This window comes from Foetidibacter luteolus (genome assembly GCF_009650435.1).
GTDB classification, from domain to species: domain Bacteria; phylum Bacteroidota; class Bacteroidia; order Chitinophagales; family Chitinophagaceae; genus Foetidibacter; species Foetidibacter luteolus.
Map to the genome: position 1 here is coordinate 43441 of NZ_VVIP01000049.1, position 26563 is coordinate 70003.

Below are 26563 nucleotides of genomic sequence, written 5' to 3' on the forward strand. Positions count from 1 at the left end.
ACACAAGGGCTGTTTAAACTTGGGCTTAGAAGATTTACAAGATATACTGAATGGTTGTATGCAAAACAACAGGGCGGCGCAGGAAATGCTGTACAAGCTTTTTTATGCGGATATGTACCGCCTTTGCCAGCGGTATATATCGGATGCGCAGGATACGCTTAGCGTTGTTAATGATGGTTTTTTAAAGGTTTTTCGCAACATAGCCCAATATAAACCCGAGCTGGGCCATTTTAAATCCTGGCTTAAAACAATTATGATCAACACCTCCATTGACCATATACGCAGCAACAAAAAAGATATGCGGCTGATTTATATTGACCAGTTGCAGGAAAAGGGCGATGAAGATTTCTTAACCCAGTACCGTTGGAAACATGAAGAACTGATGCTCCATTTAAATAACCTGCCCGCTGTAACACGCACCGTTGTTAATCTTTTTGCTTTTGACGGATATACCCATAAAGAAATTGCCGAGCACCTGGAAATATCTGAAACAACCAGCCGCTGGCATTTGGCAGAAGCAAGAAAAAGATTAAGGCAATCGCTGCAATTGTCAAACCCCAAAATGGCAAAGCATGAGTGAAGATTTACGATACTACTTTTTTGATAACGAAGCAGAAACCCCTCCGCCTGCCATACCGGCCGAAGAAGGCTGGAAGCAGATGAAACAACTGCTGGACAAAGAAATGCCCCGCAAAAAAAGGCCGTTAACAGGCATTATACTACCCTATGCCGTAGCCGCCTCAGTACTTATTGCTGGTATTTTTGTAACATTGAAACTGACTGATGGCACCGGTAGCAAAAGAGCTACTGAAGTATCGGCAGCCGGCGTGCAAAATGAACCGCCCACAAGTAATAAAAACAACGTAACCCCTGAAACGGTTGCAGCCGCACCCACCAACAAAACAGACCGCACAAATAACAACAATAATAACTTGTTGCAGGATAACGCAACCGGCAACAGCAATGCTTTAAGTGCACAACAAACAACACAGTTACAAACTGCGCAACAGGGAGGCATAACAACTGTGCCCGGCAGCACTACGCCGCAAACTGGCATTGCTTCATCTCAGCATTCTTTAAACCCATTGCAGCAAAACAAAACACTACAAAATATTGGCAGCGCCGAAAACAATAACAACTCAACTGTTACCGGTGCCAGCCAAGATAATAAGCAAACTCCGCCGCTTACTTATAAGGATGATGTGGCTGTACCATCCCTCACAAAAAAGAAAAACGCAAATAATAAAACATGGAACCTGTTGGCAGGCGTTGGCCTTAACATGACAACAACTGGCAACCCCCAAAATGTTCAGCCGTACCCGGCAGTGGCAGCAAAGTACAATGTGAGTAAAAGGTTATATGCCTCTGCCGGGCTGGCTGCTTTTTCGCCATCGGGCATACAGGCCGAAGGAACAGGCCCCTCATATTATGTGGATGACAGGGCCAACAATGTGCTTAAGTACGATGAAGTGGTTAGTTATAAGAACTTCAGGTATGTGGATGTTCCGCTGATGCTGGGCGTTAAGCTTACTGATAAGCTGGCTGTTGAAGGCGGCGTGCAGGTATCTTGGCTGATGAGTAAAACAGAAGCCATTTCCACCATACCGTATGATTATAATTTAAACAGGATGGCTATAACATACAACCCTACCGAAGCCAACACTATGTTAGGCCCATCCATAGCAACACCTACAGGCAACGATGCCAAAGTAAACCAACGTGATTTGCGCTATGTAGCAGGGTTGCAATACAGTTTTAATAAGATAAATGTAGGCCTGCAATACCAGCAGGGCAACAGAGCGGCTGTTACAGGCACTAATATTAATTCTAAAAAAACGGGGCTTGTTTCTTTGCGTGTAGGTTTTACCATAAAATAATTTTTCTGCTTTATTTTACTGAAAAACGCACAATGTGCGTTTTTTTTATGCTCCGCATAAAGCAAAGTTTATGGGCCCGGCAGCAGGAACAGGTAGGAGGCGTCCCTTGCGTCGCACTCTTGTACTGTATATCGTTATTCAGCAACGCTAACAGATAGTCTTCATAATCTTCATCACTATAGCATATACATGTTTGACTGCGTATGATAAAACCGTCGAAAATTTTCATAAGGGCATTATACCAGTCAAGCGACCGTAGACACGGTCGCCGCTTCTTAAAAACACCTAACCAAAACATAAATATTAGTGTAAAAAATCACATGGACGCAAATAACCAAATTGCCAAAATGAACATTGTTAAACGGCAACTGTTGAAACAGCCGCCTGCTGAATTGCGAATTAAAACCACCTGAAAAACATACAACCTTCAAGGTTGAAAAAGGGGTAAAACGGTATAATGACCGCAATAATTTTCTTTTATGTTTTGAGGCCCGTTTCTACTTTCATAAATTCAGGCGCAGATTTTATTCATTGAGTACGGATTTGCCGGCGAACAATAATCTTTTTTCATTGCATACGGCATATCTGCGGCAGATACTTTAAATAAAGCAACTGTAGAAACAGTTGCCTTTTGTCAATCCCGATTCATAACCACCGAAAAATATATTATAGAACGCAGTTGATGCTATGCCCGCAGTTAACCCGGCGGCCATAATTACCAGGGCTTATCACAATGTAAGCATGTAAGCAAATCCCGTTACACGCACTTGTTTTAACCCCGGCAATTATGACGTTAGCCACGGGGGTTTTCCAATATGCCGCACTCAGCAACTGCGAGCATACAATCATCTAAGCAGCTAAAGAAAGCAGCAATTATTACGCTACATAACATTAACACACCAACCACTCCGGTTAATTTGCCATTTCTTTAAAAGCTTCTGCACAAACAGTATACACCACGCCTGCTATGCTGAAGTGTAACACGGCCAGCAAAAGGATTACGGAGAGCCTTTGCAAAACAACAATGGTTAGATATTTATACCAGTTAAGTACTGATACTGAAGGACGGATGAAAAACGAATTTGCTACAGCAAATTCTACCTGTTTAGCGGGAAACGGATTAAACCGGAAGGAAAACCGGTTTGCAGGGGCCAGGGTTACAAGTTTAGATTACTTGTTTAAAAGCTTGCTAACCAAGGGGTATATTGTTAACCAGGCTATCTTCAAAAAATAACTGGTGCTGCCATCAGTGTTACTACTGTAAAGGTCTTTAAATTAAAAACTGTTTTAAAGGTCTGCAAGTCGCAGGAATTGGTCAGAAATACGGTTTCTACATTAATTTGTCCCGCAATGTTTAACTAAACGTATATCAAATTTAAACAAAAAAGGGGGCTATTGTTTGTAGCAAGCATATTAAAGCACCACATCAATAACCACATTATCTGTCTAATGCTGTAATACAGCAGCCATTAAAACCGAAGTGTTGAATGTTAGCATCAAATGCAGGCTATTAGTTTTCAACGATTTCAAGCTGGCAGAAACGCTCTTATAGCTGGAGTTTATTTTTTTCAATTATCATGCTGAAGGGCAGCCGGATTAGAATTTACCGTGTTTACTTTCTTTTAATAAGATACAAGGTAGCGCCGGTAGTAATAAGGTATTGGGCTACGCCGTATGTAATCATTACAAGCACCTCGATGAATTTCTCATGTACAACGAATTTTTCAATGGCCAGCAAACTATCAGAAAGTACAAAAAATATGGCGCCGGGTATATAGAATTGGGTAGTGATTTTAACAAGTGATTTTCTGGCGGTGGTTGTTACCGCGGCAACAAGCATGGCAGAAAGTGCAACAGCATACACAATTACCGGCACACGCAGTTCTTTGGCCGGGTTCCACAAAATCCATAAAAATAAAAGTATATAAATAAACATCCCCGCCGCGGTGGTGGCCAGCAAGCCCATATTAACCTTACGGTTACGGATAACCCTCCGGAAAAAAAATATGTATAGCAACTGCACACCAAGAAAACACAAAAGGCCGGCTATAAAAAAACGTGGGTCAAGAGATTTAAGCAGCAGGATATCTCCTGCAAAGCTTAGCAGCAAGGCGCCCAGTATAAGGTTACGCGGATAAACCTTTGCAGATTGGGCTGACTGCAAAAGCAGCAGCAGCATTAACAATGGCATTAAAAGCCCTTTTGTAAAGTAGCGGAAACCCTGGCCTGCTTCTATAAGATAACAATCTGCCGCAAGAGCAGCAAAGTAGATTACGGTAATAATTCTTTTAAATGGCAGCAATTGGCTTTTGATTGTATTTTGGCTACAATATATTAAAAAAAGGATGACAATTGCAAGCCAGGTGCCTTAAGCATGAGAGCATGCCTGCACCTTACACCGCCTGGTAAAATGTATTGATAAAAGAAGTTACCACGGAATTAAACTTTTCTGCCCCGTTAAACAAAAATTTATGTTTTACGGGTAAAACATACAGCGGCAACTGCTCTAACTGCTGGCTAAACTTAAGTAACCGCACCGCATCTTTCTCAGTAGTTAAAATGTATTTCTGCGCGGCAGCCATAGCTAAGTAACGTTTCTGCATTTCCTTAAGATCATCTATTGTAAATATATGATGGTCGCTGTAATCAAGCTGGTCGTAGGTATGCGCATGCTCCTGCAGGTATTGCTTTAAAGGTGCAGGGTTGGCAATCCCACAAACAAGCAGCACTTCGTCCAAAGAAGTTATATACCGTACCTGCCCGCCGGTTATGTGGTAAGGCACGCCATACTCAATAGTTGTAAAAAATAACTGCTGGCCTGGCAATAGGTTCAATTCATCAGCGATGCTAAGTTTTTCCTCGTTTGTTAAACCAGGCGGACATTTGGTAACCACTACCAACTGTGCCCGCTTGCAGGAAGAACGCTGATCCCTTAAATCGCCGGTGGGCAAAAAGAAATCTTTGGTAAAAAGGTTATTATAATCTGTCAGAAGTATGTTTAGGCCAGGGGTAATTGCACGGTGCTGAAAAGCATCATCCAGTATAATAACCTGTGTTTGCGGCCTGTCGTGCAGCAGTTGCGGTATGGCCACAATACGCTCCTCCCCCACCGCAACGGCTATACCCGGAAATTTATTATGGAACTGCATAGGCTCATCCCCTATTTCAATGGCCGTTGTTTGTTCGTTTGCCAGGATGTAGCCCTTTGTTTTGCGTTTATACCCACGGCTTAACGTAGCCACCTGGTACTGCTGGTGTAACAAATTTGCCAGGTACTCAACCATAGGAGATTTACCTGTACCGCCAACAGATAAATTACCTACACATATCAGTGGCAGGTTAAAGCTGGCAGACTTTAATATGTTTTTATCGTAGAGATAATTTCTAATTTTTACCACAAGCCCGTACAGTAATGCGAATGGCAATAACAATACCCTGAAAGACTTTAAAAAAATACCATTAAAATTCATAAATAGCCTGTGGAGTTATGCAAAAATTTAAAGGTACATCAAGGGGGCTTACATCTTTAATTTCTTCAACGGGCTCAAAATAGCTGAAACCTATTTTTAACACATTATCCCGGCATTGGGCCAGGTAACGGTCGTAGAAACCTTTGCCAAAACCCACACGGTTACCTTGCTTGTCGCAAGCGAGGAAAGGCACGAATACCAGGTCTATATCCTGAGGCTCAATCACCTCGCCTTCTGCCGGTTCTGTAATACCAATGTCATTTGTTCTGTAAACAGTATCCTCGTCAATTTCTACCGCCTTCATGGCCGTGGCGGAGAAATCTGTTACCGTATAAGCCATCCGCAGGCCCGGAATAGTATGCCGCAGATAAGAGGAATACAGGTGTGTATTGGGCTCCGCCTGGTGTGCCATAGGCCAGTACGTAAGCAGTACTGCGACTTCTTCAAAAAACAACTGCTGAAATTTTATCAACAATAAATCATCCAGCATAAGTTTTTCCCTGGATGATATCGCAAGTCTTTTTTGCCGGTATAAGCTTCTTAATTCCTTTTTGGTCATAATACATTCAGCAGGTTTGTTTTAACAGCATGCGCCTGCTGCAACACAAAATCTTTATCAATTTTTGCGGCTTTGGGTATGGATGCCAGCCATGGATAGCCGCTCCATCCAGCTATTTCATTCTCGTATTGCATGTACTGGTCGTTAAATATCCAGCCGCATACTTTTAAACCATGCTGCCTGCAAATTGCCGCGGTGAGCAGGGAATGATTTATACTGCCCAGGTAATTGCGGCTTACCAACAGCACCGAAGCATCCAGTTTTTTAATTAGATCTATTACAAACTCGTTTTCATTAAGTGGTACCATTATACCACCGGCGCCTTCTACAACAAGATTGTTAGAAGTTTGAGGCTTACTGTCTGCTATTTTTTGCAGGTTAATTCTTGAGCCTTCTTCCGCAGCGGCTATATGCGGAGACACAGGAAGCCGCAGTTTATATACCTCATCATGTATAACAGAAACAGGGTTGCTGATAAGGCTTTTTACCGAAAGCGCATCTGTACCATCATCAAAGCCTGCCTGTACAGGCTTCCAGTAATCAGCCTGCAATGCTTCCGTAAGTATGGCCGATACCAATGTTTTACCTATACCGGTACCTATGCCTGTTATAAAAATTGTATGCATACGCTGTGGACAAGTTTAAATACAAAGCACTGTGAACAGAAAACCGACATGTATTATTCTGCGGGCGTAAAGAAAGAGAACACTGTAGTGCCGTAGTTTCTAACAAAACTAAAGCCGGGAAATTTCTCGTAGTTATTCCGTGGCGTATGCTCCAGTACAAAAAGCCCATCTTTTGCAATGATATTCTTTTCTACAATAATTTTCGGCAAGTCATCAATAGTGCCCAGCGCATAAGGCGGCCCGGCAAAAATGAAATCGTACCGGTTACTGCAACCCGACAGAAAACTAAAAACTTCCATTTTAATTACGTTACAGTTTTCAATGCCGATCGCTTCCACATTTTTTTTAATGAACGCATGCATCTGGGGGTCATTTTCAACTATGGTAAGGTTTGCCGACCCACGGCTGGCCAGTTCATAACTTATGCTGCCTGTGCCGCCAAACAAATCCAGTGTTGTTATACCTTCAAAATCAATCCTGTTCTGCAGTATGTTAAAAAGACCTTCTTTGGCGATATCTGTGGTAGGCCTGGTATGCGGCATTTTTGCGGGGGGACTTATTCTGCGGCCACCCCAGCGCCCTGAAATAATCCTCATACAACCAGGTTGTAAAAAGGTGAAAAATAATGTGAAGGGTACTCCGCGAAAGCCTGCCTGTTAATATGGGCCGCATCAATGCTGCTTAAATTCAGGTGAGTTATGTATAAAGCCAACTCCTTATACAAGGCGGAACCGGCATCTATTAACCCGCCAACAACAACTGTTACCAATTCTTTATCAATACCCAACTGCCGCAGGCTGTTAAACAGATTGTACAAAACATCCGCGGCATTATTATAGCAGTACGCCTGGTGTAATTGAATACCGGTGACGTTTACAATAAGCAGTTCAATTTCACTATTGTAGAAGGCAAGTTGTACAACAGGCTGGCCCTGGTAAATTAATCTTGCGGTCCCATCAAACAACAATGCTTTCTTGTGTGCATGTTGCGCCGCGGGAAAATGGCTGGCAATGGTTGCTTGCCACTCCGGCAGCATTTCGTACACCACGGCCAGTTTGCCGGCAGCCGCTGTTTTAACAGCGGATGTTACCGCACTACTACCTTCCAGCGCCAGGTATCCGGCAGCAAGCTCATCATTGTAGTATTCGGCAGGCACAGCTACAGCCGGGCTGTTGTTCCAGACAACTGTTGTTGACACAGCCGACTTTTCAAATAAATTAGACTGCAGGGCAATAACCCTTAACAGCTCTGCAAAATCCCAGGCATCGGCTTCGTCAAAAACAAACATCTCAAAAGAGTGAAGTATTTTTCCTGCTTCAGCAATGTTCCAGCATGCCAGGTAACGTTTGCCCAGCTCTATATACAACCTTGCCGCCGTTGACGCATCGCCATATATGCTGAAATTTTTTTGAACCATAACTTTCTATTGGCTGCAATGATACGTAGAATACAGGAAATGGTACCGATGCTTCAAATGCTGGCCACAGCTAACTACCAGGTGAGAAAAGCTGCGTAGCGAACCGGACGTACAAGTGAGTGACACAACAATGCCGCCATGAAATACTTCAGTCCGCCCCCAAAAAAATTACCGGTAATTAAAGCCCTACCCTTTCAACACTTCTTCAATTGCGTTTAATTCATCACCTGTATAAGATAAGTTGTCAAGCGCTGCCAGGTTATCATCCAGTTGCTGTACAGAGCTTGCCCCAATAAGCACGGTGGTAATACGTTTGTCTTTCAGCAGCCAGGAAAGCGCCATCTGCGCCAGCGACTGGCCGCGTTGCTTTGCTATTTCATTCAGGCTGATAATCTTATCCAGCTTGTCTTCTGTTATTTCGTGAGACTTCAAAAAACCATGTGCCTTAGATGCCCTGGAACCTTCCGGAATGCCTTTTAAATAACGGTTGGTAAGCAGGCCCTGTGCCAGTGGCGAAAAGGGTATGCAGCCAACACCATACTGCTCAAGCACATCCAGCAGGCCACCTTCCACCCATCTTTCAAACATGGAATATTTTGGCTGGTGAATAAGGCATGGCGTGCCCAGTTGATTAAGTATTTCAATGGCACGTTTAGCTTCATCTGCCTGGTAATTAGAGAGCCCTGCATACAATGCTTTGCCCTGCTTAACAGCCGTATCCAGCGCCATCATGGTTTCTTCCAGCGGCGTATTGGGGTCTGGCCGGTGAGAATAAAATATGTCCACATACTCCAGCCCCATGCGTTTAAGGCTTTGGTTAAGACTGGAGATAAGGTATTTGCGGCTGCCCCATTCTCCGTAAGGTCCGGGCCACATCAGGTAACCCGCCTTGGTGGAAATTATCAGCTCGTCGCGCAGGTTGCCCGTGAAGTCCTTACGCAAAATGCTGCCGAAATTTTCTTCGGCCGAGCCCGGCTCCGGGCCATAGTTATTGGCAAGGTCAAAGTGCGTGATGCCTTTGTCGAAAGCCCGGCGTACAATAGCTCGGCCATTTTCAAAAACATCCACAGAGCCAAAGTTATGCCACAGGCCCAGCGAAACAGCAGGCAGCAGCAAGCCACTATTGCCGCAACGGTTATACTGCATATTGGTGTAGCGGCCAGCATCGGGTATGTATGCCATGGTATAGATTTTTTTAGCGTATAATTTTCAAGGTTTCAAAGCTAAAGGTTAGGTATGGTATTCTGCAAAGCTGTACTGCTATTTTATATTTAAGTAAGTGTTTTGCCTATCTTTAGCCACTAACTAACCTTGCAGATGCTATATATTATTTTATTAACCGGAATTGCATTGCTGATTGTTTTAATTACCGGTGTAAAGCTTAATCCGTTTGTTTCTTTTCTTGTAGTATGTGTGCTTATTGGCCTTGCTACAGGCATGAATACAACACAAATAGCCAACTCCATACAAAAAGGTGTAGGCGACATATTAGGCTCGCTGGTGGCCATTATAGGGCTGGGCTCTATGCTGGGCAAACTGGTGGCAGACAGCGGCGCGGCGCAACGCATAGCCAACGGGCTGGTAAAAAGCTTTGGCAAAAAAAATCTTGTATGGGCCCTTGTTGTAACCGCGTTCATCATCGGCATACCGCTGTTTTATAACGTAGCCTTTGTAATTTTTGTACCGCTTATTATTGGTATTTCCACAAGGTATAAATTACCGGCAGTGTATATCGGCTTGCCCGCCATGTCTGCACTGTCGGTTACACACGGTTACCTGCCGCCGCACCCATCGCCGGTAGCGTTGGTGCAACAGTTTCATGCAGACCTTGGCCTTACCCTTTTGTACGGCATGATAGTGGCCATACCGGCCATTATTTTAGCGGGGCCGGTATTTGCTACCACCCTTAAAAATTACACCAACAAACCATTGGATACATTTGCAACAGCCCCAATACCCGAAGAAGAATTGCCCAGCATGTTTGCCAGCATTTTTACCGCTTTTTTACCGGTGATTTTAATTGCGGCGGCATCTCTTTTCCAGGTATTGGTGCCTGGAGACAATACACTTAAACATATTGTTGTATCGCTTGGCGAACCTTTAACCGCCATGCTTATTACCGTTATCATAGCCATCTACACGCTGGGCATACGCCGCGGCAAAAGCATGAAACAAATTGGCAGCGGGCTTACCGATGCCATTAAAGATATCGCCATGATAATGTTCATCATCGGCGGCGCCGGCGGGTTAAAACAAATACTTACAGATACGGGCATCAGCGAGCAAATAGCCGCATCCCTGCAAACCATGCAACTGCACCCGCTGTTTGTAGCATGGACTATTGCGGCCATCATACGCGTTTGTGTGGGCTCGGCCACGGTGGCGGGTTTAACTACAGCCGGCATTGTAGCACCGCTCATCGCGTCATCTGGCGTAAACCCCTGCTTAATGGTGCTTGCAACAGGCGCCGGCAGCCTTATGTTCTCTCATGTTAACGATCCTGGTTTCTGGCTGTTTAAAGAATACTTCAACCTTTCCTTTAAGCAAACCATCAAAACATGGAGCATTATGGAAACCATTGTTTCCGTAGTAGGCCTCATCGGTGTTTTTGTGCTTAACTACTTTGTAAAATAGTGATAGTACGTAAGAAGGCATTACATCCTATTCACCATTGACTATTATGGTACCAGCGACATAGCCCGTGGCATCGTCCCTTGCGTCGCAATCCTTTCATCTGTAGTGCTAATGACATCTGCAGGCTTCCATGCAAAGCGTTTAAAGATTTGGTAATTACATTTGTGCAATAACTGTTTTTTATGAACTGGTTTACCATCAATAATATCCGTGATATAGATACGCCGGCACTAGTGCTGTATAAAGAAAGGGTGCAACAAAACATTCAACGCGCTGTTGACATGATACAGGATGTCAGCCGCCTGCGCCCCCATGTAAAAACCAATAAGATAAGCGAGGTATGCCAACTGATGCTGGATGCCGACATTACTAAGTTTAAATGCGCTACCATAGCCGAAGCCGAAATGCTGGCCATGCTGCAGGCGCCGGATATACTGTTATCCTATCAACCGGTTGGCGCCAAAGTAACCCGTTTGCTGAAGCTGGTGCAGCAATACCCGGCTACCGCTTTTTCCTGCCTTGTGGACCATATTGAAGCGGCGCAATACCTTTCTGAAGTATTTAGCCACAACAAACTCAGTGTTTCCGTTTATATTGACATAAACAGCGGCATGAACCGAACAGGTATCCAGCCATCGCATGCGGCACAGTTATTTGAGGCCATCAACCTGCTGCCCGGCATAACTGTAAAAGGCCTGCATGCATACGATGGGCATATTCGTGATACTGACGTACAACAGCGGCAGCATAACAGTGATGACGCCTTTAAAAAAGTAATTATACTGGCGGAAACAATAGAAGCCCTGACAAATAAGCCCTTAACAATTGTAGCCGGCGGCACACCTACTTTTCCCACGCACATTAACCGCAAAGTGGAATGCAGCCCCGGCACTTTCGTTTTTTGGGATTGGGGCTACCGGCAAACACTTCCGGATGAACCCTTTGAATATGCAGCACTGGTGATCACAAGGGTAATTTCCATTATTGACAAACACACCATTTGCCTTGACCTTGGCCATAAATCAGTAGCTGCGGAAAACCCATTGCCAAGGGTGCATTTTTTAAACAAAGACAATGTAACCCCTTTATCACAAAGCGAAGAACACATGGTGGCCAAAGTAGAGGACGCTTCAGCTTTTAACATAGGCGATGTACTGTATGGTGTGCCCGTGCATATATGCCCTACAGTTGCCTTATACGATACAGCTATTGTTATTGAAAATAACAGAGCGGTAGATGAATGGAGCGTAATTGCGAGAGACAGGAGAATTACGATATAGATGCAATAAACAGATTTGAAATTACCGGGTTAAGCAAGAAAGCACTACTTAACCCGGTAAAGATATTAGTATGCGTCATTATTTTTCTTTGCTTCCTCTTTTTTCTGGTAATAACTCGTATCCGGCACAGGGTCTGCCGCATCAAAAGCGCCGCCCGAACCATCAGATTCCTCTTCGTTTATTTTGGTTTTGTCGGTTTTTGTTTGTGTATTATTTTCCCCATTTACAGCAGCGGTTTTGCGGTCCTCTTTTGTTTCGGGGTTAATAATACTTTCTTTTGCAGGCGGATTGGGGAAACCTTTAAAATCCTCATCAATCCGTTCATCCTTGCTTTTCTTTACGTCTTCTTTACTTGTAATTGGATTGGTGTTATGTGATGTCTGTTTCATAAGTAATCCTTTTATAATAGTTATGAAAATACTGTGCCGGAACAGGCTATGCCATGGTTGGTAATTATTGAAGCTGTTACGCAAAATACAGCGTGCTGCACCTGAGCGCCAGGGATAGAAGCGGATACCCCGCTGAAGGTCATGTGCGTGGCTCCTTGTGGCGGAGTAGCAGCGGATAGCCCGGCCCTCCGGGGGCGCCCAAAATTCTTATGTATTCTCTTTACACAATCTCTTTTAATACTACCTTTTTTCCGACGGCCAAACTGTGCAGTACACCAACTTTAAGTGCATAATTTCGGTTGCTGTGGCTAACCGGAAAATCGAAACAAACAGGGTAACTGTACTCTTTAATTTTATCCAAAATAAGAGGGTAAGCATCCTGCCCGAATGGTATTGTGGTGTCTTTCATATCGGTAAAACCACCCACGATAAGGCCAGCAAGCCCGGCCAGTTTGCCAGCCCTCTTTAACTGCAGCATCATACGGTCAACATTGTAAATGTATTCACCCACATCTTCTATAAAAAGTATTTTGCCTGTTGTACTAATGTCAGAAGCGGAACCTACGATATGCGCCAGCAACGAGAGGTTACCGCCCACCAGTGGCCCCTGCGCTTTGCCACTACGGTTAAAGGCATGAGCATCGCAACTATAGTTGGCGGCCTTGCCCACAAGGACTTTTTTAAGTGAAAGTACAAACTCATTTTCGGCACCACCATCGTTAAACGCCGCAGCCATGGGCGAATGCAGCGAAGCCGTTTTAAGCTTTGTAAAAAGGTGCGCATGCAATAAGGTAATATCGCTGTAACCTATTATCCACTTAGGCTTCTTTTTAAAACGGCGGAAATCAAGCGCATCAATAATTCTGCTTACGCCGTAACCACCGCGGCCACACAAAACGGCATTAACAGAATCATCGTCCAGCATTTGCTGCAGATCTGCTAACCGCTCTTCATCCGTACCGGAAAAATAATTAAACTGGTGGCCCAAGGTTTTGCCAACCTTTACTTTATAACCCCATTGCTGCAATGTGTTAATGCAGGTTTGCGCTTTCTCAAAAGGCATGTAGCCTGCCGGGCAAACAATACCAATGGTATCTCCCTTTTTAAGATATGGAGGAACAGTTATCATGAAAAAATTTGTGGCTGATGGTAATTGGTTTCAATGAAAGTGAAAGTTATTTTATAATCACGCTGCCAAGATGGTTCATTAAATCCATCTCTATTTTTTTAAGGTGTTTATGTATCTCAATAAAGCGCATCTGGTCTTCAAAAGATTTGCTGTGCTCCATGTCCTGCTGGTTTTGGTCAAACATCTTTTTTATCTTCCGAAGCTTCATGTAATTAACGCTCAGTTCCGCGTCTCTTACACTGGTGTCTTTATTTACAGAAACTACGGTCTCGGTCTTTTCATCCCAGCGTGAGCTTAACTCGTATGGAAACAAAGTAATGCTGACTACAAGGTTTCTTATGTCGGCATCCTCGTGGTACAGCAACGTTTTTGCGCCCGGCTCAAGGCCGGCTTCGTACTGCCTCCTGTACAGTTCGTACAGCTTTTCCAATGCGGGGCTTTCTATATGAAATTCTTCCAGCTCACTAAAAATATACTGGGCAATCGTTATGCCTTCTTTATAAGGTTTTAAGCCAAGTTCAAGCAGCACCCTTAACACATCACGTTCCTGCAGCTCATCCTGCTGCAGCAGGCTGGTTTCAAGGTAGGTTTCATCCGGCGGCATTTCGCCGGACTCCTGTAATGGTGGCTGTTGCTCAAAAGGCAGTTTCTTTTCTTCTTTGGCAACACGGTCACGCTTGTATTTATTTACCAGTGTGGTAAGGCCCGTTTCATCAATACGCAGCACCGATGAACACTGGCGTATATATTCCTGCTGCTTAGTAAAATCTTCGGCCTTATTTATTTTGCTAAGCGTTTCGGCGATGCGGTTTACAACATCGTTCTTTTTGCTTACATCATTACCGGCCTCTTTCATCATTACTTCCAACTGAAAGAGGATGAAATCTTTTTTGTTTTCCGCAACAAACTCCCTAAAAGCGTTTGCGCCTACTTTGTTTACATAACTGTCAGGGTCTTCCTTATCGGGTATCAGCACCAGCTTTACATTAAGGCTTTCTTCCAGGGCCATATCAAGCCCACGAAGCGCAGCTTTAATACCGGCGGAATCGCCATCGTAAATAATGGTTAGGTTATTGGTATACTTTTTAATAAGCCTCAACTGCTCCACCGTAAGCGATGTGCCGCCGCTGGCCACTACATTTTCAATACCCGCCTGGTGCAGGGAGATAACATCCGTATAACCTTCTACCAGCAGGCACTCATCGTTTTTATCAATATGCTGGCGGGCAAAGTAAGAGCCATATAATATCTTGCTCTTAACATATATTTCGTTCTCCGGTGTGTTTATGTATTTGGGCGCTTTTTCTGCCTTGCCAATTATGCGAGCACCAAAGCCTATAATCTTACCCGTATTATTGTGTATAGGAAAAATGATACGCCCACGGTAATTGTCTGCAAGTTCATCATACCGGTTGGTAACAAGGCCCGTCTTTAGCAGAACCTCAACATTAAACTGTTGCTGCAAAGCTGCTGTAGCAAAGCTGTTACGGGCCTGCGGGTTATAACCCAACTGAAATTTTTTGATGATATCATCATTAAAACCACGCTCTTCCAGGTAGCTTAACGCAATGCTTTTCCCCTCATCTGTTTGCAGTTGCTCTGTAAAAAATTTTTGCGCAAAATTGTTGATGATGTACAGGCTGTCTGCCGCCAGTTGCTGTTGTTTTACTTCAGCGCTTACTTCCGTTTCTTCTATCTCTACATTGTAACGGTTGGCCAGCCAGCGCAACGCTTCCACATAGCTGTACTTTTCATGTTCCATCAAAAACGTGATGGTATTGCCGCTTTTGCCACAGCCAAAACACTTATAAATTTCTTTTGCCGGAGATACCGTAAAAGAAGGCGATTTCTCGCCATGAAAAGGACATAGGCCCAAATAATTGGCGCCACGCTTTTTAAGTTTAATAAACTCGCCAATTACATCAATAATATCAATGCGGTTGGTAATCTGCTGTATCGTTTGCGGCGTAATCATGCTAAAGTCAAGCTACAAATATCGTTATCTATTTGTCAATTCGGATTTACAAATAATTTCATTACCGGGGCGCCTGCCGAAGGCACCGGGCTTTCCGCTATTACTCCGGCACAAAAGCCCGGCTGCTATGGCCTCACCGGGGTAGCCGCTTCAATCCCTGGCGCGGGGTGACACAGCGTAGTTAACTACAGGCAGCAATAATTTTAGACCCTCATTTTTAACCACGAAACCGAAGGCTGCGCAGGGGCCTTTTGTTTATGTACAAGGGTCTGAAAAGCCCCTCAAATGATATGAACGACGAACGGATTGATTATGATTGGATCTTTCACTGAAAGACCCAATCATAACAAAACCCTATTTGCAACAGGCGATGCCATAAATTACAATTGCTGGTATTATGCTGCTTATTCCTGACCCAAATTATTTTTCGGAGACGGTATGGAAAAAACAACACACGGCTATCTCATTAAAAAACTGTTTTATGGAAGCAAACAAAATTTTACAAGCCGATGTGCTGGACATTCTTTTTGAGCACCGCAACAAAGATTACGGCGCTTACGACCTTAGAAAAAGTTACAACAAACGCGTAACCTACGCACTTTCCGGCATGGGCCTTATGTGCCTGCTGCTGATTGGGGCAAGCATCTTTGCCAACTCATCAAGGAATGAAAAACCGCAAACCTTAGTTGGGCCGGATGTTGTACTGGCTGATGTACCAAAAGAAAAACCACGAGAGGAAGTAAAAGTGACCCCTCCGCCGAAACAAACTGTACAGCAGGTTGCGCAAAAACAATTCACAAATTTTAAGATCGAAAAAGATGAGAATGTTAAGGAAAATGAGATGCCGCCAGACAATGCCTCTTTAGAAAATATAAAAATCGGCACAATTAACAGGGATGGAAAAATTGATGATGCAGTTACTCCACTTGTTGAAAATACAGGATTTGGCACAGTAAAAGAACTGGGGAAAGAAGAAAAATATAATGACGTTTTTACCCGCGTTCAGATAGAAGCAAAATTTCCAGGCGGTGCAGGTGAATGGATAAAATTTTTGGAAAGAAATTTAAGAACTGAAGTACCTGTAGAAAACGGTGCCTCCCCCGGAAAATATACAGTATTTCTTTCCTTTATTGTTGACAAGGATGGCAATCTTTCTGAAATAAAAGCTGAGAATGACCCAGGCTATGGCGTAGCGGAAGAAGCCATACGTGTTATAAAACGCGGGCCAAAATGGATACCCGCCGTGCAGAATGGCCGCAATGTGATATACCGCCAAAAACAATCCATTTCTTTTATCGTGGAAGAAGGACAGTAGTGAGGTTTTCTTTTGTTCTGCAGCCTGTTGATTTTTATCGGCAGGCTTTGCAGTTGGCGCCTGTTGCTTATACACCGGTGTGTAAATAATTTTGGTATTCTTTATAAGCCTAATCTATAACTTTACCGCTTTCAGAAAATGAAATTATGCGTGGAATGAAAAAGAATATCCGTTTGGCTTTGATGGTATTGTTTGCCCTGGTTAGCAGCGTTGTTGGCGCCCAATCCATGTTACCCATACAAGGTACAGCACCCAATTATTACATTACTTACACCATACAGCCCAAAGAATCATTATCTGCCATCAGCAGAACTTTTGATGTGTCCGTCGGCGACATCATGCGTATAAACGGTATGCATGCAGATAGCAAACTGGTACTGGGCCAGCAGATAAAAATTCCACTAACAGCTAAAAATGTAAAACAATCGAAAGACGGAGACGCTATCGCATTGGTTCATGTAGTACAAAAAGGAGAAACCCTGTACCGCATAAGCCAAAACCATAACAAAGTACCTGTTGACCTGCTGAAACAATGGAACAAAACCGGCGATATACCTATTGAAATAGGACAGGAAATAATTATTGGCTACCTGTACCCAAAAGGCCAGGTAAACCTTCCTGTAATTGCAACAGAGAGCCCCAGGGTTCCCGCACCCAAAAAAGAACCCGTAAAACAAGCGCCGGAAACAAAGCCTGCAGAAACTGAACAACAACCTGTTGCAAACAATACGCCTGCAGCAGAAACACAACCGGTTACCCAGCCGGCACCACAACCCAAAACAGAGCCTGCTGCTGCACCTAAACAAAACACAAAGCAGGTTGATTTTTCCAACGTGAGTGAAGAAGGATACTTCTCCCCCGCTTTTGGAAAAGAGGTAGAAGGCCGTGATTTAAAAAACGCTTCCGGTATGGCTTCCACCTTTAAAACAGCAAGTGGATGGGCAGATAAAAAGTATTACATCCTCATGAACGATATTCCGCCAGGCTCCATTGTAAAAGTGAGTGCGGCTGGAAAAACCATCTACGCCAAAGTATTGTGGAGCATGGGTGAAATGAAGGAGAACGAAGGTTTGCAATACCGCATCAGCAACGCCTCAGCTTCAGCGTTAGGCATAAGCGAGGCAAAGTTTGAAGTGAGTGTGGTGTATTATGAGTAAACTGTATTTTTCATTCTTACTAAATTTATGCCTCCCCATCACCATAAAGTCACTTTTCCTCAACGAAAAATATTGTCAATAGCACCATATAAGTTTTTGCCTGCCGTTAATGGTGGGCAAAAGGCAATTTATTATTTCCAAGATGCTATTGCTGATTTTTTTGAACTTGAAATTATCAGCACCCCCGACAACCAATTAACAGGCCTTGAACAATTCAAGTTAACCGGAGCATTAGGGACATCCAGGCTTAGATACATAAACCCTTTTTTATTCTTAAAGCTTTATCGAAAAATAAAACGGGAAAACCTGCAGGTACTTTTGCTGGAACAGGTTTATTTTGGCTGGCTCGCATTTTTACTTAAACGCCTGCTGAATATAAGGATCATCATAAGGCATCATAACATTGAGGGGTTACGCTTTCGATCACTTGGTAAGTGGTGGTGGTTTTTAATGAAGTTATATGAAAAATGGATTAGCGGGGTAGCAGATATGAATTTTTTCATTACAGCTACAGATGCTAAATTTGCCCAACAAGATTTTCGCATAGATCCAAGTAAAACTTTTGTTATCCCTTATGGCACTAATGTTGAAGAAAGTCCCTCTGCCGAGGAAAGACAATCCTGCAAAAAGTTGCTGCTTGAAAAGTATAATTTGCCAACCGGACTATTCTTAATTCTCTTCGCAGCGCCGTATAATTACAAGCCAAACCTAGATGCTCTTGATAAAATAATAAAAAAAATAAACCCCATACTATTAAAGACTAGTTATGAGTATAAAATAATTATCTGCGGAGGCAGCCTTCCGCAAGAGTATGAAAATCTTGAGACATACAAAAATTCAGATATTATCTATGCTGGTTTCGTTAATGACATTGATTCTTACTACAAGGGGGTGGATTTGTTTTTAAATCCTGTAGTTGAAGGCGGCGGTATTAAAACAAAGTTAGTGGAAGCATTGTCATTAGGCACAAAGGCTATATCAACTAAAAGTGGGGCAATCGGCATAGATACAAAAATATGCGGGGGCATGTTAACTGTAGTTGCGGATGATGACAATGAGATGTTTGCCGCTGAAATTCAAAAAGCTATTGTCAACATTGATCACAAACAACAGATTCCTGATTCTTTCTACGATTTTTTTAACTGGAAGAAAATTGCAGTACGTGTGTCTCACGCAGTTCAAAGTATTACGGCAAAGCCGGTTTAATGCTAAAATTGATTTTATTATAATTCCTAAAATGCTTCACGTTATTTTCAAATGTTGCTTTCGGTTATCATAGTAAACTATCATTCAGAATCCGACATTATAAGATGCTTGCGAAGTACCAGCCAATATGAATCATTTGAGAAAATTCAATGGATAATTGTAGAAAACGATTCAGATGCAGCAGGTAAGGAATTGATAATGTTGGAATTTCCCAATGTAAAATGGATTGACATGGGTTATAATGCCGGGTTTGCCAGGGCTAACAATGAAGGGATAAGGCAATCTGCAGGAGAAATTGTATTGCTGCTAAATCCCGACACGATTATTCTAGATGACGCAATTTATAAATGTTTTCAAAAATTTGTAATGTCGAATTATGTCGCCTGTTCCGTACAACTGCTTAACCCGGATTATACACCACAGATAACAGGAAATTTTGTAATAACTGGTGCCCTCAATCACCTACTCCCGCTGCCATATCTTGGTAAACTGCTTCGTTCAATAGCATTTTCCATAAATGTCAAAACATCCAATGTCACAAAGTCAGCTTCCGAAGAGAAAGTAGACTGGATTAATGGTGCATTTCTAATGGTTAAGAAAGAAAAAATAAAGACTGCGGGACTCATGGATGAAGATTTCTTTTTATACTCAGAGGAAACAGAATGGTGCAGCCGATTAAAAAAAGAAGGAGAGCTATGCGTTTTTGGAAACCTTTCAGTAATACATATTCAGGGAGAAACTATTAATAAAGCTACGGGCAATTTTGAAAAAGGTTACTTTAACTTATACGATAGAAAAGGGCTGCAAATTATTGTTTCCCACATGGTAAGGATTAGAAAAGAACTGGGAATCGGATGGTTTTTAGTTCATTTGATGATTTATTCGTTTGACCTGCCTGTTTTTCTAATTTGCAGCATTCTGGAAAACATATTTCGTTTACGCAATCCGTTTTCCGAATGGAAGCTTATTAAAGGATTTGCATATAATCTTTTAATTACTTGGCGACTTTTTTTTACTATTTTATCCAATAGACCATTCTTCTATAAAATGATATAAACTTTATGGGAAGACTCTTGAATTTGTCAATACTATTGTGCTAAAAAAAGTTCCACTAGCCCCAAACTCAGGCTGTTATTCACTCGCTACAACGCCTTCACCATCCAGATATCGCAACCAAAATGCCCTGAACTACCCATGGGCCCGGTTAAATAAGTAAAACCCAGCCGCTCATACATGCCAACGGCAGTACCCAGTTCAGGCATACTTTCAAGGTACATAGAACTGTATCCAAAGTTTACAGCGGCTTCAAAACATTTCTCTGCCAGCAGGCGGCCAAGGCCCTTGCCGCGGGCCTTATCAAGCAGGTAAAGCTTTACCAGTTCGCAGCAGCCGGCGGGCAATTTATCGGTGGGGTAAACCCCTGCGCCGCCCACTACTTCTCCATCCAACTCTGCTATAAAATAGGCTGACAAATCTTTTTTAAACAATGCAAATAAGTCGTCCGTTGTGGGGTCGTAGTAAACCGTGCCTGGTTTGTTGGCTTTAAACTCTGCCAGCACCGTTCTTATCACCAATGCAATGGCAGGGTTATCTTTCTGCTCCAGGGGCCTTATTGATATACCAGTTTGCATGCCTGCAAGATAACAACAAAGTTGCGGGCCTGCGCTTTTTCCCGTTTGCGTAAACCCATTTCCCGATTGTATAAACGCAGGGAAAAATGCAGCGGCATATTTGTAAAAAATTACGCATGTGCAGGCATCAGACATTATTCTATGACGATTCCACGGGCTATGTGATCCAGTGTGAGGAATGCGGCAATTTCCAGGTTGGCTTTGGCAATTTGCTGGTTACATTAAATGAAAAGGATTTTAGTTCTTTCAGAAAATCTGTGAACAAAACTCTGCTAGTGTACGGCGACAGTGTGGAAACTATTACAAAATCTTTTTTTCTGCCTACACCCAGCGAAGGCGTTAAACTGCTGCTGAATAAAAATGAACTGCAGCTATTAGCCACTATGCTGGAAGAGGCTGACACAGAACATAAGGCGCAGCAATTACTGCACTTGTTCTATAAGTAGTGAGGTCATATTTACAATTATATGTTTTAAAGGTGCGGTTGTATTCTTGCAACACCACTAAAAACAAGTGTTACAAGCAGGGCGCTGATGTTTATCGGCGCTTTTTCTTTAACAGACGGGCTATCTTGACTTGGTTTACAGCCGTATGTTTACGTTTTTTTGGTACTTGGCTGTGTAGCTGCTATTGAGCTATGGTTGTGTCACTCACTTGTACGGCAACAATTCTATTCAACAATTACCGCAGTAGCCTGCCCTGGGCATGTGAGGGGCTATTTTTCTGTTCATCAACGTGCAACAGGTTTATTGTGCTATAAACCTTCTTAAAATATCCGGCTACGGGAACCGCAAAATATTGGTTGCTAATCATCTTAATTGTTTCGCGGATTGTTTCTGTTTGTATCGTAAGTTGTGTTTCATTGAAATATGCTGTTACCTTCAGGAGTTTTGAGATGCATGGGTTATTTTTGCAACAGTTGCTTTGCCAGGATTAGATACAATGACCTAAAAAAATTATACATGCTTGAAACAATTGAAGCAACCGGAGAAAGTAAAGCCGCGATTCTTGATGAGCTTACCCGTGGCGATTTCCAGGCTTTTTTATACGACTGCGACGGCACGCTGGCCGACAATATGCAGGCCCACAAAGATTCTTACGTTAAAACTGCTGCCGAATATGGCATAACGCTTGATGATTCTATCATTGATGAGCTGGCCGGGTGGCCTACCATACTGGTGTCTGGCGAAATAAGCAAACGCTACAACGTTGCTTTTAACGCCGCTGAATTCTCTCAGCGTAAAAGCGCCGTTTTCTTTGAACACTTTATTGAGCACACAAAACCCGTTGATTTTGTAGCGGAACACCTCAGGAAGAATGTGGGCAAGGTAAAAATTGGTGTAGTTTCCGGGGGCAGCCGTAAAACGGTTACCAAAACTTTAACCGTTTTAGGTCTTCTGCCCTTGCTGGATGTTCTGGTTTGCGCCGGCGAAACGGCCAATGGCAAACCTTACCCGGACCCCTTTCTGCGTGCGGCGGAACTGCTGGGCGTGCAACCGGAAAAGTGCATGGTGTTTGAAGACGGCGACCCTGGCGTGCAGGCCGCAGAAGCTGCCAGCATGCGCTGGGTAAGGGTTGACAAAATATAGAAACCCACTGGTATCAGGCCGGCTATCGCTGACCATAAACAATAAATATTGTTGCTGATGCGCATAGCTATTTTATCTCCCGTAGCCTGGAGAACACCTCCCCGCCACTACGGCCCGTGGGAGCAGGTTTCGTCGAATATTACTGAAGGATTGGTAGAGCTGGGCTACGATGTAAGCCTCTTTGCCACTGGTGATTCTATTACTAAAGGCAAGCTGGAATCAGTAGTGCCGCAGGGTTATGAAGAAGCCAAACCGTCTGACGCCAAGGTATTGGAATGCCTGCATATAAGCCATCTTATGGAAAGGGCTGGCGAATTTGATATTATTCACAACAACTTCGATTTTTTACCCCTCACCTATTCACGACTGATAAAAACCCCGATAGTCACAACCATACACGGGTTTTCATCACCGCTGATTATACCGGTTTATAAAAAGTATAACAGCAGCAGTTATTATGTATCCATCAGCAATGCTGACAGAAGCCCCTTGCTGCATTATACGGCCACAGTTTACAATGGCCTCTCCCCGCAAGATTTTGCTTTTAACAGCAACCCTAAAGATTACCTGTTATACTTTGGCCGCATTCACCACCACAAAGGCACAGCCGAAGCCATTGAAATAGCCCGCCAATGCAACAGGCAGCTGCTTATTGCAGGTATTGTGCAGGATAACCAGTACTTCAAAGAGAAGGTAGAACCCTTTATTGATAACCGGCAGGTTGTATATGTTGGCCATGCTGGCCCGGAAAAAAGAAACGAACTGCTGGGCAATGCACTGGCCCTGCTGCACCCCATCAATTTCAATGAGCCCTTTGGCTTAAGCGTAGCAGAAGCCATGATGTGTGGTACACCGGTTATTGCTTTTAATAAAGGCGCTATGCCGGAGTTGATTAAACATGAGGAAACAGGCTTCCTGGTAAACAATGTTGAAGAAGCAGTAGATGCCTTACAGCAAGTTGGCACCGTTGACAGGGCTGCTTGCCGGGGCCATGCCGCGTCTTGTTTTTCCAGGGAGAAAATGGTGAAAGATTATGTGGAGGTGTATGAGAACATATTAAACAGGCGATAGATTGTTTGATAGCCCTTGGTTTTGCCCCGGGGCTGGCAACCGCGGCAACTGCTCAATAGAGTTGCTGCAGTACAAGTGAGTGACACAACCAAAGCCTCATAGTAGCAATACTGTCTGTCCCATAAAAATTCTTTGCCCCGCAGAACTTACAGTAACGCCTGCAATTATTTACAGGAAACTGCTATTTCTTATTTCGTTCACTAATTTGCCTATCTTGCGCCATCATTTCCCGTGGATATGTTTTATTCTAACGTAGGCACATATTCTACCGGCATTACCTACAACAAACCTACGTTGCCATGAGTGTACAAAAAGAAATCAAGAAAATAACTACGCATACGCTGCAGCGCATGAAAGCTGCCGGAGAAAAAATTTCTATGCTTACGGCATACGATTTTTCGTTTGCCCGCATGTTTGACAGCGCCGGCATTGATGTGCTGCTGGTAGGCGACAGCGCCAGTAACGTGATGGCCGGCCACGAAACCACTTTGCCTATTACACTTGACCAGATGATTTACCATGCTTCGTCAGTAATACGTGGTGTAAACCGCAGCCTGGTGGTGGTTGATTTGCCCTTTGGCTCTTACCAGTCTAACCCTTCTATAGCGCTGGCCTCATCTATACGTATTATGAAAGAAACCGGCGCTCATGCGGTAAAACTGGAGGGGGGCGAAGAAGTGATTGAATCAGTAAAAAGCATTGTATCCGCCGGCATTCCTGTAATGGGCCACCTGGGTTTAACGCCGCAAAGCATTTACAAATTCGGCACCTATAACGTACGTGCAAAAGAAGAGGCCGAAGCTGCCAAATTACGCAGGGATGCTAAACTGCTGCAGGAAACGGGCTGCTTTGCCGTAGTGCTGGAAAAAATACCGGCCCTGCTGGCCAAAGAAGTTTCAGAAAGCCTGGATATACCAACCATAGGCATTGGCGCCGGCAAACATTGCGATGGGCAGGTATTGGTAATGCATGATATGCTGGGCATTAATACGGAGTTTAAGCCCCGCTTTTTGCGTGAATACCTTAACCTGCACGAGCAGGTTACTACCGCTGTACAGGCCTATATAAGCGATGTTAAAACCGCTGACTTCCCCAGCAACGCTGAATCTTACTAACAGGATAACCGATAAATACAGCCGCTTAATCTAAAAATAAAAAGGCTTTATACAAATGTTACTGCCTTAATGTTAGCTTTAGCATTATTGACTTTAAAAAGCACTTGCCGCAGATAGTCACGGGGATGGTATCAGCACCTTTTTTATGATTGCTTGTTTACATGCTGCTGCGGCGTAGTTACAAGGGTTTGGTAATGGCGCTTAAAAACAGAAACATTAAGGTTGAAATCATAATTAACGCAATTACCTGGGCGGTAATATTGCTGCTGCCTTTTGTGTTCTTTTTTTACAACAGAAACCAACCGGCTTTTCAAAGCGAACGTTTTTCTAAAAGTTACCTGGCCACTATCTTTTTTCTGCCCGGTTTATTTTACCTGAATAAAGAATATTTAATCCCCAAAATACTGGCGTCAAAAAAAACCATCAGCTACCTTTTGATTGTTTTGGGCTATTTTTTCCTGTACTTAACAGTGCTGTACTACCTTAACTTTTATTCTGATGAAGTGCAGAATTACCTGCAAACGGAAGAAGCCAAAAAAAATAACTGGCGTGGCCCACGTTATTTTTCCACCGGGCCTATGACCATGTTTTTGCTGGTATTTATTATCAGCGCCGGGTCAAAAGTTATCAAGCAATGGTTTACCGCAGAGGAAATAAAAGAAGAAATATCCAAACAGCAACTGCAAACAGAATTGTCATTGCTAAAGTCCCAGGTTAATCCGCATTTTTTGTTCAATACGCTTAACAGCATTTATTCCTTATCGGTAAGCAATAGCGATAAAGCGCCAGACGCGGTGCTGAAATTATCCAAGATAATGCGTTATACTTTGGAAGAATCTTTAAACGACAGGGTAATGCTATCCCAGGAAATTGACTTTATTAACAGCTATATTGACTTACAGAAAGTACGCCTTACCGAAAAAGCCAAAATACTGTTTAACACAAGCGGCAACATAGAAACCGTAATGATAGCGCCACTTATTTTTATACCCTTTATAGAAAATGCTTTTAAATACGGCATCAGCACCCATTTAAGCTCAAAAATTGAAGTCGCGTTGGTGGCAAAAGGCAAAGAGCTTTTCTTTAACTGCGCTAACGATATTGTGCCCGGCGCTACCAGGTTAAGCAGTACCGGTACAGGTATCAGCAATACCAAACGCCGGTTAGAATTGTTATATCCGCAAAAACATACGCTTACCATTGAAAACAATGCAACGCGTTTTGTTGTTTCACTAAATATAAATCTTGAAGCATGACATGTGTAGCAATTGATGACGAACCTCTTGCTCTCCAGTTAGTGCAGAGTTACATTGGCAAAACAGAAGGACTGGAACTGGTGGCCAAATTTACCGATACGGTGGAGGCAGGCGAGTTTATGGAAAACAATCCTGTTGACCTGCTGTTTCTTGATGTGCAGATGCCCGATGAAAGTGGCCTGCAGTTCTTCAGCAGGCTTAAGAATAAACCGATGGTTATTTTCACTACCGCCTTTAGCCAGTTTGCCGTAGAAGGTTTTAACCTGGATGCCATTGACTACCTGCTTAAACCTTTTGACTATGACAGGTTTGCCAAAGCCGTTAACAAGGCGATGGAGTTTGCCCAGTTTCGCCAGGACAAAGCCGTTGCCGAAGGTTTTCTTTTTGTAAAACACAATTATCAGTGGGCCAAAATTTATTATAAGGATATTGAGTTAATAGAAGCCCTTGACGATTACATAAAAATCTATATACAGCCCAAACCTATACTGGTGCACATGAGCATGAAGGCGGTTTCAGAAAAACTTCCCGCAGAAAAATTCATCAGGGCCCACCGCTCATACATAGTTCCTGTTGACCGTATTAACAGCTGGAACAAGAACATCATACGCATTGGCGACAAATCAATCCCCATAAGTTATACTTATCAAAAACAGGTGTACGAGCTGTTGCAGAAAAAAATGGAAATGTAAGTAGGTGAATGGGGAGTGGTGAATGGTGAGTAGTGGTTACATCGTACATCCCACATCTAACATAAAAAAGTACTTCGTAGTTATAACTTTGTACCTGGCTACATCGTACATCCCACATCTAACATCTTACATAAAAAAGTACTTCGTACTTCTAACTTCGTACTTGGGGGGTGTC

Annotated in this window: 25 protein-coding genes; 14 read left to right on the top strand and 11 right to left on the bottom strand. The window is 43.3% G+C overall.

Annotated elements, in window-relative coordinates; genetic code table 11:
• Positions 1-19: 19 nt before the first annotated feature.
• Positions 20-580 carry an RNA polymerase sigma factor gene (locus F0364_RS15240; RefSeq protein WP_262885384.1) on the top strand — a complete coding sequence of 187 codons (561 nt, stop codon included), beginning with the start codon at positions 20-22 and terminating at the stop codon, positions 578-580.
• The gene (locus F0364_RS15245; RefSeq protein ID WP_153798659.1) at positions 573-1877 is read left to right on the top strand and encodes a hypothetical protein; all 1305 of its coding nucleotides are present in this window, start codon (positions 573-575) and stop codon (positions 1875-1877) included. The genes F0364_RS15240 and F0364_RS15245 overlap by 8 nt, the downstream gene beginning before the upstream one ends.
• 1612 nt (positions 1878-3489) lie before the next feature.
• On the opposite strand, the gene F0364_RS15250 is transcribed toward F0364_RS15245, so the two are convergent.
• From F0364_RS15250 to mgrA, 7 genes are all read right to left on the bottom strand, one after another.
• On the bottom strand, positions 3490-4179 hold the full coding sequence (locus F0364_RS15250; RefSeq protein WP_153798660.1) for a lysoplasmalogenase: 690 nt from the start codon (positions 4177-4179) through the stop codon (positions 3490-3492).
• Positions 4180-4270: 91 nt separating this feature from the next.
• Entirely contained in the window at positions 4271-5347 is a 1077-nt protein-coding gene (gene lpxK, locus F0364_RS15255) for a tetraacyldisaccharide 4'-kinase (protein WP_153798661.1), read from the bottom strand.
• Entirely contained in the window at positions 5337-5906 is a 570-nt protein-coding gene (locus tag F0364_RS15260; RefSeq protein WP_153798662.1) for a 5-formyltetrahydrofolate cyclo-ligase, read from the bottom strand. The genes lpxK and F0364_RS15260 overlap by 11 nt, the downstream gene beginning before the upstream one ends.
• Positions 5903-6532 (bottom strand): dethiobiotin synthase, encoded by a 630-nt coding sequence (gene bioD / locus F0364_RS15265; RefSeq protein ID WP_153798663.1) that lies wholly within the window; start codon positions 6530-6532, stop codon positions 5903-5905. The genes F0364_RS15260 and bioD overlap by 4 nt, the downstream gene beginning before the upstream one ends.
• Before the next feature lie 53 nt (positions 6533-6585).
• Positions 6586-7128 (bottom strand): RsmD family RNA methyltransferase, encoded by a 543-nt coding sequence (locus F0364_RS15270; RefSeq protein WP_153798664.1) that lies wholly within the window; start codon positions 7126-7128, stop codon positions 6586-6588.
• Positions 7125-7949 carry a DUF3822 family protein gene (locus tag F0364_RS15275; protein ID WP_153798665.1) on the bottom strand — a complete coding sequence of 275 codons (825 nt, stop codon included), beginning with the start codon at positions 7947-7949 and terminating at the stop codon, positions 7125-7127. Before F0364_RS15275 ends, F0364_RS15270 begins: the two co-directional genes overlap by 4 nt.
• 186 nt (positions 7950-8135) lie before the next feature.
• Positions 8136-9131 (bottom strand): L-glyceraldehyde 3-phosphate reductase, encoded by a 996-nt coding sequence (gene mgrA, locus F0364_RS15280; RefSeq protein WP_153798666.1) that lies wholly within the window; start codon positions 9129-9131, stop codon positions 8136-8138.
• Positions 9132-9266: 135 nt separating this feature from the next.
• Between mgrA and F0364_RS15285 the strand changes: the two genes are divergently transcribed.
• A complete protein-coding gene (locus tag F0364_RS15285) occupies positions 9267-10583 on the top strand; it encodes a gluconate:H+ symporter (RefSeq protein WP_153798667.1) in 1317 nt (438 codons plus the stop codon).
• A gap of 182 nt (positions 10584-10765) precedes the next feature.
• Positions 10766-11863, top strand: coding sequence for a D-TA family PLP-dependent enzyme (locus tag F0364_RS15290; protein ID WP_153798668.1), 1098 nt, complete (start codon positions 10766-10768; stop codon positions 11861-11863).
• Between the two features lie 65 nt (positions 11864-11928).
• Here the strand turns inward: F0364_RS15290 and F0364_RS15295 are convergent, their stop codons facing one another.
• The 3 genes from F0364_RS15295 to dnaG form a co-directional block, all read right to left on the bottom strand.
• Positions 11929-12252 carry a hypothetical protein gene (locus F0364_RS15295; protein WP_153798669.1) on the bottom strand — a complete coding sequence of 108 codons (324 nt, stop codon included), beginning with the start codon at positions 12250-12252 and terminating at the stop codon, positions 11929-11931.
• A 220-nt stretch (positions 12253-12472) separates the two neighbouring features.
• On the bottom strand, positions 12473-13381 hold the full coding sequence (locus tag F0364_RS15300; RefSeq protein WP_153798670.1) for a S66 peptidase family protein: 909 nt from the start codon (positions 13379-13381) through the stop codon (positions 12473-12475).
• Positions 13382-13427: 46 nt separating this feature from the next.
• Positions 13428-15356, bottom strand: a complete 1929-nt coding sequence (gene dnaG, locus F0364_RS15305) for a DNA primase (RefSeq protein ID WP_153798671.1) — start codon at positions 15354-15356, stop codon at positions 13428-13430.
• 481 nt (positions 15357-15837) lie between these two features.
• Between dnaG and F0364_RS15310 the strand changes: the two genes are divergently transcribed.
• From F0364_RS15310 to F0364_RS15325, 4 genes are all read left to right on the top strand, one after another.
• On the top strand, positions 15838-16671 hold the full coding sequence (locus F0364_RS15310; protein ID WP_153798672.1) for an energy transducer TonB: 834 nt from the start codon (positions 15838-15840) through the stop codon (positions 16669-16671).
• A gap of 155 nt (positions 16672-16826) precedes the next feature.
• Entirely contained in the window at positions 16827-17828 is a 1002-nt protein-coding gene (locus F0364_RS15315; protein ID WP_207632702.1) for a LysM peptidoglycan-binding domain-containing protein, read from the top strand.
• A 27-nt stretch (positions 17829-17855) separates the two neighbouring features.
• Positions 17856-19034, top strand: coding sequence for a glycosyltransferase family 4 protein (locus tag F0364_RS15320; protein ID WP_153798674.1), 1179 nt, complete (start codon positions 17856-17858; stop codon positions 19032-19034).
• A 51-nt stretch (positions 19035-19085) separates the two neighbouring features.
• The gene (locus F0364_RS15325; protein WP_153798675.1) at positions 19086-20090 is read left to right on the top strand and encodes a glycosyltransferase; all 1005 of its coding nucleotides are present in this window, start codon (positions 19086-19088) and stop codon (positions 20088-20090) included.
• Positions 20091-20176: 86 nt separating this feature from the next.
• Here F0364_RS15325 and F0364_RS15330 read toward each other — a convergent pair whose 3' ends face one another.
• Positions 20177-20665 carry a GNAT family N-acetyltransferase gene (locus F0364_RS15330; RefSeq protein ID WP_153798676.1) on the bottom strand — a complete coding sequence of 163 codons (489 nt, stop codon included), beginning with the start codon at positions 20663-20665 and terminating at the stop codon, positions 20177-20179.
• Between the two features lie 116 nt (positions 20666-20781).
• Here F0364_RS15330 and F0364_RS15335 point away from each other — a divergent pair, with 116 nt between their 5' ends.
• From F0364_RS15335 to F0364_RS15360, 6 genes are all read left to right on the top strand, one after another.
• Entirely contained in the window at positions 20782-21111 is a 330-nt protein-coding gene (locus tag F0364_RS15335) for a DUF6686 family protein (protein WP_153798677.1), read from the top strand.
• 516 nt (positions 21112-21627) lie between these two features.
• Entirely contained in the window at positions 21628-22254 is a 627-nt protein-coding gene (locus F0364_RS15340) for an HAD family hydrolase (RefSeq protein ID WP_153798678.1), read from the top strand.
• A gap of 57 nt (positions 22255-22311) precedes the next feature.
• Positions 22312-23325 carry a glycosyltransferase family 4 protein gene (locus F0364_RS15345; RefSeq protein ID WP_153798679.1) on the top strand — a complete coding sequence of 338 codons (1014 nt, stop codon included), beginning with the start codon at positions 22312-22314 and terminating at the stop codon, positions 23323-23325.
• 299 nt (positions 23326-23624) lie between these two features.
• Complete coding sequence (gene panB, locus F0364_RS15350) at positions 23625-24440, top strand: 3-methyl-2-oxobutanoate hydroxymethyltransferase (protein WP_153798680.1); 816 nt, start codon at positions 23625-23627, stop codon at positions 24438-24440.
• 194 nt (positions 24441-24634) lie between these two features.
• Entirely contained in the window at positions 24635-25696 is a 1062-nt protein-coding gene (locus F0364_RS15355) for a sensor histidine kinase (protein WP_207632703.1), read from the top strand.
• Positions 25693-26388, top strand: coding sequence for a LytR/AlgR family response regulator transcription factor (locus F0364_RS15360; protein WP_153798682.1), 696 nt, complete (start codon positions 25693-25695; stop codon positions 26386-26388). Before F0364_RS15355 ends, F0364_RS15360 begins: the two co-directional genes overlap by 4 nt.
• Positions 26389-26563: the final 175 nt, after the last annotated feature.

What these genes read in the sequence shown, in the direction of transcription:
- F0364_RS15360 (WP_153798682.1), top strand. Translation starts at nt 25,693, where the DNA reads ATGACATGTGTAGCAATTGATGACGAACCTCTTGCTCTCCAGTTAGTG.
- F0364_RS15260 (WP_153798662.1), bottom strand. Translation starts at nt 5,906, where the DNA reads ATGACCAAAAAGGAATTAAGAAGCTTATACCGGCAAAAAAGACTTGCG.
- panB (WP_153798680.1), top strand. Translation starts at nt 23,625, where the DNA reads ATGAGTGTACAAAAAGAAATCAAGAAAATAACTACGCATACGCTGCAG.
- bioD (WP_153798663.1), bottom strand. Translation starts at nt 6,532, where the DNA reads ATGCATACAATTTTTATAACAGGCATAGGTACCGGTATAGGTAAAACA.
- F0364_RS15335 (WP_153798677.1), top strand. Translation starts at nt 20,782, where the DNA reads ATGTGCAGGCATCAGACATTATTCTATGACGATTCCACGGGCTATGTG.
- F0364_RS15340 (WP_153798678.1), top strand. Translation starts at nt 21,628, where the DNA reads ATGCTTGAAACAATTGAAGCAACCGGAGAAAGTAAAGCCGCGATTCTT.
- F0364_RS15290 (WP_153798668.1), top strand. Translation starts at nt 10,766, where the DNA reads ATGAACTGGTTTACCATCAATAATATCCGTGATATAGATACGCCGGCA.
- F0364_RS15325 (WP_153798675.1), top strand. Translation starts at nt 19,086, where the DNA reads ATGTTGCTTTCGGTTATCATAGTAAACTATCATTCAGAATCCGACATT.
- F0364_RS15355 (WP_207632703.1), top strand. Translation starts at nt 24,635, where the DNA reads ATGGCGCTTAAAAACAGAAACATTAAGGTTGAAATCATAATTAACGCA.
- F0364_RS15345 (WP_153798679.1), top strand. Translation starts at nt 22,312, where the DNA reads ATGCGCATAGCTATTTTATCTCCCGTAGCCTGGAGAACACCTCCCCGC.
- F0364_RS15330 (WP_153798676.1), bottom strand. Translation starts at nt 20,665, where the DNA reads ATGCAAACTGGTATATCAATAAGGCCCCTGGAGCAGAAAGATAACCCT.
- F0364_RS15320 (WP_153798674.1), top strand. Translation starts at nt 17,856, where the DNA reads ATGCCTCCCCATCACCATAAAGTCACTTTTCCTCAACGAAAAATATTG.
- F0364_RS15275 (WP_153798665.1), bottom strand. Translation starts at nt 7,949, where the DNA reads ATGGTTCAAAAAAATTTCAGCATATATGGCGATGCGTCAACGGCGGCA.
- F0364_RS15315 (WP_207632702.1), top strand. Translation starts at nt 16,827, where the DNA reads ATGAAAAAGAATATCCGTTTGGCTTTGATGGTATTGTTTGCCCTGGTT.
- F0364_RS15245 (WP_153798659.1), top strand. Translation starts at nt 573, where the DNA reads ATGAGTGAAGATTTACGATACTACTTTTTTGATAACGAAGCAGAAACC.
- dnaG (WP_153798671.1), bottom strand. Translation starts at nt 15,356, where the DNA reads ATGATTACGCCGCAAACGATACAGCAGATTACCAACCGCATTGATATT.
- F0364_RS15285 (WP_153798667.1), top strand. Translation starts at nt 9,267, where the DNA reads ATGCTATATATTATTTTATTAACCGGAATTGCATTGCTGATTGTTTTA.
- lpxK (WP_153798661.1), bottom strand. Translation starts at nt 5,347, where the DNA reads ATGAATTTTAATGGTATTTTTTTAAAGTCTTTCAGGGTATTGTTATTG.
- F0364_RS15300 (WP_153798670.1), bottom strand. Translation starts at nt 13,381, where the DNA reads ATGATAACTGTTCCTCCATATCTTAAAAAGGGAGATACCATTGGTATT.
- F0364_RS15295 (WP_153798669.1), bottom strand. Translation starts at nt 12,252, where the DNA reads ATGAAACAGACATCACATAACACCAATCCAATTACAAGTAAAGAAGAC.
- F0364_RS15270 (WP_153798664.1), bottom strand. Translation starts at nt 7,128, where the DNA reads ATGAGGATTATTTCAGGGCGCTGGGGTGGCCGCAGAATAAGTCCCCCC.
- mgrA (WP_153798666.1), bottom strand. Translation starts at nt 9,131, where the DNA reads ATGGCATACATACCCGATGCTGGCCGCTACACCAATATGCAGTATAAC.
- F0364_RS15310 (WP_153798672.1), top strand. Translation starts at nt 15,838, where the DNA reads ATGGAAGCAAACAAAATTTTACAAGCCGATGTGCTGGACATTCTTTTT.